5 protein-coding genes are annotated in these 6,430 nt (G+C 46.1%); 4 read left to right on the top strand and 1 reads right to left on the bottom strand.

Annotated features, from left to right (window positions below; all coding sequences use genetic code 11):
- Positions 1 to 1,394, bottom strand: a 1,394-nt coding sequence (locus IOC61_RS05905) for an FAD-binding oxidoreductase (protein WP_195687947.1), incomplete at its 3' end; no start/stop codon positions are given.
- Between the two features lie 477 nt (positions 1,395 to 1,871).
- Between IOC61_RS05905 and IOC61_RS05900 the strand changes: the two genes are divergently transcribed.
- The 4 genes from IOC61_RS05900 (at position 1,872) to IOC61_RS05885 (ending at position 6,404) form a co-directional block, all read left to right on the top strand.
- Positions 1,872 to 3,302 carry an NAD-dependent succinate-semialdehyde dehydrogenase gene (locus IOC61_RS05900; RefSeq protein WP_195687946.1) on the top strand — a complete coding sequence of 477 codons (1,431 nt, stop codon included), beginning with the start codon at positions 1,872 to 1,874 and terminating at the stop codon, positions 3,300 to 3,302.
- A 22-nt stretch (positions 3,303 to 3,324) separates the two neighbouring features.
- A complete protein-coding gene (locus IOC61_RS05895; RefSeq protein WP_195687945.1) occupies positions 3,325 to 4,743 on the top strand; it encodes an aminotransferase class III-fold pyridoxal phosphate-dependent enzyme in 1,419 nt (472 codons plus the stop codon).
- A gap of 63 nt (positions 4,744 to 4,806) precedes the next feature.
- Entirely contained in the window at positions 4,807 to 5,904 is a 1,098-nt protein-coding gene (locus IOC61_RS05890) for an ABC transporter ATP-binding protein (protein ID WP_195687944.1), read from the top strand.
- A gap of 26 nt (positions 5,905 to 5,930) precedes the next feature.
- The gene (locus IOC61_RS05885) at positions 5,931 to 6,404 is read left to right on the top strand and encodes a hypothetical protein (protein ID WP_195687943.1); all 474 of its coding nucleotides are present in this window, start codon (positions 5,931 to 5,933) and stop codon (positions 6,402 to 6,404) included.
- Positions 6,405 to 6,430 lie beyond the last annotated feature (26 nt).

Below are 6,430 nucleotides of genomic sequence, written 5' to 3'. Positions count from 1 at the left end.
AGCAGGGCGCGGAACTCGGCGATGAAGTCGGCGAGGTGCTCCGGCGGCACCGCGGTGTCCTCGACGAAGGGGAGGGGGCGGCGCTCGCCCTGGGCGTTGCCGAGCAGGCCCACGGCGCGCTTGCGCATGGTGTAGACCTTCTGGATCGCCGCGCGGCCCTCGGCCAGGGTGTAGCCGAGGCGCGGCACGCTGGCGTCCTGCTCCAGATGTCGGCAGAAGGCCTCGACCCGGCGAGCCAGGCGCTCGGGGTCATCGTCGCTGAACTCCACCAGGTTGATGCCGCGCACCGGCGTGTCGCCCAGGTCACTGCACGCAGAGTCATCGGGGGCCGGGCCGCCAGCCGGAAAGAACTCCGCCACGCTATCCCAGACGAAGTCCTGCATGGCCAGCAACAGCACCCTGTCGTCCACCGTCTCGATGGAGGTCGGTCCGGCCTGGGACTGGTGCGAAGCGCTGCTTCCGCCCATCAGCGCCCTGGCGTCGCGCAGGGCATCCATAAAGCCTGAGTAGCGCACATTGACCAGGGTTGCGTGCCTGGGGATCGGCAGGACGTTAAGCACCGCCTCGCAGGTGAAGGTCAGCGAGCCCTCGGCGCCGCACAGCAGGCTGTTCATATCGAGGCGCCCTGCAGCATCGCGCAGGTGCGCCAGGTCGTAGCCGGTCAGGCAGCGGTTGAGCGGCGGGAAGGTTGCGCGGATTCGCTCGCCCTGGGTGTCGATGACCTCCCGGGCGGTGCGATAGGCGCGGCCTGCCACATCGTCGCGGGCGCACAGCACCTCGAGCTCGGCCTCGTCCACCGGACGGGTGGTCAGCCGCTCGCCGCCGAGCAGCACGCTGTCGAGCTCGAGCACATGATCGCGAGTCTTGCCATAGGTGCAGCTGCCCTGGCCGCTGGCGTCGGTGGCGATCATGCCGCCGATCGTGGCTCGGTTGGAGGTGGAGAGCTCCGGGGCGAAGAACAGCCCGTGGGGCTTGAGCGCGGCGTTGAGCTGGTCCTTGACCACTCCGGCCTGGACCCGAACCCGGCGGTTTGCCACATCGATATCGAGGATGCGGTTCATGTGCCGGGAGAGATCCACCACCAGGCCGTCGGTGAGCGACTGGCCGTTGGTGCCAGTGCCACCGCCGCGGGGGGTGAGTACTACCCCGCGGTGTTCTTCCTGGCCGGCGAGCCGGGCGATGCGCACCAGGTCCTCGGCGTGGCGGGGGTAGAGCGCCGCCTGGGGCAGGCGCTGGTAGAGGGAGTTGTCGGTGGCCAGCACCGTACGGTTGGCGTAGTCCGGAGCAATCTCGCCCGTGAAACCGACGGCCTTCAGGGCCGCTAGGAAGCGTAGGTAGGGAAAGCGCAGGACTTTAGGGTTGTATGATCCATCAATATCAAGTTGAGCTATCATAGGAATCTAACTTTCATCAAATTATATTAATATGGTGTTATAGGGGGGGGGTAAAGTTTTCTGAGATTTTGAGGGTTGAGGTAATCTCTAAGCTAGGTGGGGAAAAGTTTATTAAATATCTCTTTGAGGATTTTTTTTAGTGTGGTCTTCTCTAGCGGACGGCCCTATGGCTTGCCAATCAGCTAGACCATAGCGATGAAGCTGTTCTTGTAAACCTACGTGGCGCCTTTCTCGACTATAGGAAGGCCATTTATTTTCTCTAACAGGGTGTTTAATAGTTCCTTTGACCACCCCAGCATGCCTAGGAACTGCTTCGTTGGGTTTGAGCTTGCCTTTCCTTTAAAAAATAAATCATGGACCAAGTAAAAAACAAAATCAAGTTCGCAGTTGGAGAACCTGGGTTTTATATATTTGGAACGAAGTTTTATTTCTTCTTGGGTAATCTTAGTTATTATAAATAAAGCGAGAGGATTAATAATGAAAACTGGCGTTCTAATTGATAACTCGTGGCTTAGCGGTGATGGTGAGTGGGTAGAAGTCTATGACCCCTGTAGTGAAGAGCTTATAGGAAGTGTGGTTGATGCAAGTGAGGCCCAGCTTGAAAGTTGCTTGGCTTCTTCGGTTAATGGGTTTAGTAAGTGGAAAGACGTTAGCCCATGGGAAAGATCGGTCATCCTGAAAAAAGTCGCGGAAATTTTAAAGTCTAAGGTTGAGGAAATATCAAACACAATAACATTAGAAACAGGGAAGCCTTTAGCTGAAAGTAAGGCAGAGGTTTTTGCAGCATCTGAACAGTTTGAGTGGTATGCAGGAGAGGCTCAAAGAATCTATGGGGACGTAATATCTGCTAGAAGCTTAGATGTGGATATGCGGGTTGTCTACCAACCGGTTGGTGTTGTCGCAGCCTTTACAGCTTGGAATTTCCCTATTCTTTTGCCGGCAAGAAAGTTAGCCGCTGCTATAGCTGCTGGCTGCTCTGTCGTGATTAAGCCAGCTGATGAAACACCTTATACATGCATGGAACTTGTACAAGCCTGTGTGGACTCAGGTCTTTTGGATGGGGTTGTCAATATGGTAACTGGAAATCCAGAAAAAATATCAAGTTATTTTGTAGGTTCACCGGTAATAAAAAAAGTTTCTTTAACAGGGTCTACTAGGGTAGGTAAGGTTGTTTTAAGAAATACGGCTGATAATATAACAAAAGCTTCATTGGAGTTGGGAGGTCATGCCCCTGCTATTGTTTTTAAAGATTTTGATGGTTCTAAAGCTGCAAAATCTCTTGCAGGTGCTAAGTTTAGGAACTGCGGTCAAGTGTGTGTTTCCCCTTCACGATTTTATATCCACGAAGATCAATATGAGGGTTTTCTGAAAGAGTTTGTTACATATGCAGGGTCACTTGTTTTAGGCTCAGGGTTTGATGAAGAGGTTAACCTTGGACCTATGATTAGCAAGAAAGCTTTAAACAAAGCAATTAACCTTATTGATGACGCAGTCAGTAAGGGGGCTGTTGTGGTTGCTGGTGGCGGGAAATATAAAGATAAAGCGAAAGGCTACTTTCTAGAGCCGACAGTTTTGGTAGACGTTCCGGATGATGCCAAGCTGCTAACAGAAGAGCCATTTGCTCCTATAGCACCTATTGTTAAATTTTCAAGCTATGACGAAGTTATAAAAAAGGCAAATTCTTCAAAGATGGGGCTTTCTTCTTATATTTTCACAAAAGAAATGAGGATTATTCACAGAGCATCTCGTGACATAGAAGCAGGAATGATAGGTGTTAATGAAGTTTCTATAGCATCTGCAGAAATACCTTTTGGTGGAACTAAGGAGTCAGGTTTTGGTAGGGAAGGAGGCAGTATTGGTATAAACGAATATTTAGAGACAAAATTCATAAAGGTTAAAGTCTTGTAAAAATACCATTAAGGATTAAGATATGACATTTTCAAAGACAGCTGATGCAATAAAAAGAGCGGATATTAACTATCACATGCATGGCAATACCTCTATTGCTAATCATTCTCTTTCTGGGCCGAATATTATAAAATCAGCTTCTGGAATGAGAATCAAAGATATTTATGGAAATGAGTATCTTGATTCAATTGCAGGGTTGTGGTGTATGACACTGGGCTATGGGCGTGAAGAAATAGGGGAGGTGGCAAAAGAAAGCATTTCATCATTAGGTTATACACATACTTTTGCCGGTAATACATGTGAGTCCACAGCGTTATTAGCTGAAGAACTTGTTAATCTTTTCAACAGTAATGTGGATAACTCACATATATCTAAAGTTTTTTTCGGGCACAGTGGCTCGGATGCTAATGATACTAATATAAAGCTTATGAAGCTTTATAATAATTTGCGTGGTAAATTCTCTAAGAAAAAGATTATTGCTCGAGAAGGCGGATATCACGGTGTAACTACCATGGCTACGGCTTTAACGGGAATTCCAGCTTATCACTCTGCTTTCGACGCACCAATAGATGAAATTGTAAGAATATCTGCACCTTCATATTATCGCTTCCATAAAGAAGGTGAAACTGAAGTGGAATATACAGATCGTTTAATAAACGAGCTTGAAGACGTAATTGAGAGAGAGGGGGCAGATAATATAGGAGCATTTATTGCTGAACCAGTGATGGGGACTGGTGGTATGTTCGTACCTCCAAAAGGTTATTTTGGCAGGGTGCAAGAAGTTTTAAAAGAAAACGATATTATTTTAATAGTTGATGAAGTTGTTACAGGGTTTGGAAGAACTGGCGAAATGTTTGGTTCCAAAACCTTTGGTATTGCCCCGGATATGGTTACCCTGGCAAAAGGATTGACTTCTGCTTACGCTCCTTTGTCAGCAAGCTTGGTGTCAAAGAAAATTTGGAGTGTCTTAGAATCGTCTAGTGATAGATATGGGCCAATTATGCATGGATTTACTTACGGAGGTCACCCGGTAAGTACTGCAATTGCTTCTAAAGCAATAGAAATACTAAAGCGTGAAGATCTTGTCAATAATGCTAAAACTGTTGGCAACTACTTGCTTGAAAGAGTAAAGGAGGCTACATACGAATATCCATATGTTGGTGAGGTCCGCGGCATAGGAGCTATGCTAGGTGTTGAGTATGTTGCAAGAAAAGCAAACAGGACATTCTTTAAAAAAGGAGTAGGTCCTCATAAGGCTGTTGCTGATGAATGTTTAAAACATGGTCTTATATCAAGAGCCTTACCATTTGTTGACGTTACCAATATGGCTCCACCCCTTATTATTAACAAAGAAGATGCCGATGAGTGTGTTATGAGATTTTCTAAGGCTCTTGAAAGTGTTAAGCCTACATTGGATGAAATGTATAGAAAAAGCTATTGACGTCTTTTATAGAAGCCGTTATTTTATATTTCACCTACTGGTTTTAAAAAAAAGGGTCGTCTAGTGAACTATAGTAATAATATTGTTATGTTTGACGGCGTGAAGAAAAGTTATGATGGAGAAAGTTATGTAGTTAAAGATCTTAACTTTGGGGTTGAAAGGGGGGAGTTTTTAACTTTACTTGGCCCTTCTGGGTCAGGAAAAACAACGACCCTGATGATGCTGGCTGGTTTTGAAACTCCGACGCAGGGGGAAATATCACTTAACGGAAATGTTCTTAATAAGATCCCGCCCTATAAAAGGGATATTGGGATGATATTTCAGAATTATGCTCTTTTTCCCCATATGACTGTAGCCGAAAATGTTGCTTTCCCACTAAAAATGAGGAAGATCTCAAGTCACGAAGTTGGTGAAAAAGTAAAAAAATCTTTAGATATGGTTCATCTTAAGGGGCTTGCGGACAGGATGCCATCACAGCTGTCAGGTGGGCAGCAACAGCGAGTTGCAATTGCAAGGGCGTTAGTTTTTAACCCTAAGCTGGTGCTTCTTGATGAGCCTCTAGGTGCATTAGATAAAAACCTAAGGCAAAATATGCAGCTAGAGCTTAAACATATTCACGAAAATCTTGGTGTTACTATGGTTTTTGTAACACACGATCAAGATGAGGCTCTTACAATGTCAGATCGCATAGCTATATTTAATGATGGTGTTATACAGCAAGCTGCATCACCTAATGAGATCTATAACTGGCCCAAAAATAGCTTTGTTGCGAAATTTGTTGGCGAGACTAACTTTTTTCAAGCCAAGGTGGTTTCTAGTAATATTGGGAAAAACCATATAGCCTGCGAAATAATGTCTGGTGAGGTTTTTAACGTTTATTATGAAGGGAGAGTTAAGGAAAAAACAAATATTAGCTTATTTGTTAGGCCTGAAAATATCAGACTAGAAAGTCTGGGCGTAAAGAAAAGTGAAAATGACAATAGCATAAAGGTCAAAATAGAGGACGTCAATTACCATGGAGATCATTCGAAGGTTACTTTAGTTGGTGACAATGATATACGGCTCGTTTCAAAAATAAGCAGTGCATACGGATATAGCGACCTTTCGGGTCTTAAGGAAGCAGTTTTCAAAGCTAGTGACTGTAAAGTGCTTGAAGCATAATAAAATAAATAAGGAAGGTGGTCGGTATGAAGACTAAGATAACAATTGCATTTTTTGCTGGTGTCTTAACAACTGGGGTTTCGTATGGCAGTACACTTACGGTTGTTGGGTTTGGCGGTGAAGCACAGAGCGCCCAAAGAAAAACAATGTTTGAGCCCTTCTCAGAAGTAGCTGGCGTAGAAGTGGTTGAGGATACGTATAATGGCGGATTGGCACGTATTAAGTCGATGGTACAGACAGGGTCAGTTGTTTGGGATGTGGTGCTATTAGAAGAGCCAGACTTGATACTAGCTTGTGACGAAAGGTTGATAGAAGAGATTGATTGGCAAAAGGTTGGAGGTAAGGACAGGCTCATTGATGAAGCTGTAAGCGATTGTGGTGTTGGGCATATCGTTTGCGGAACCTGTCAACCTGATTCGGACAGATCGTTAAAAATTAGTGTCGATTTCGTCGCGGTGGCACCTGCCGCCGATAGCGTCGGGAAGTTCACCACGCTGTAGGGGGCCGGGTCGTCGTCATCGGGCTG

It is taken from the genome of Halomonas sp. KAO (genome assembly GCF_015595025.1).
Lineage (GTDB): Bacteria > Pseudomonadota > Gammaproteobacteria > Pseudomonadales > Halomonadaceae > Halomonas.
Note: the sequence above shows the minus strand (reverse complement) of the source record. Positions and strands in the feature narration are given on the sequence as shown.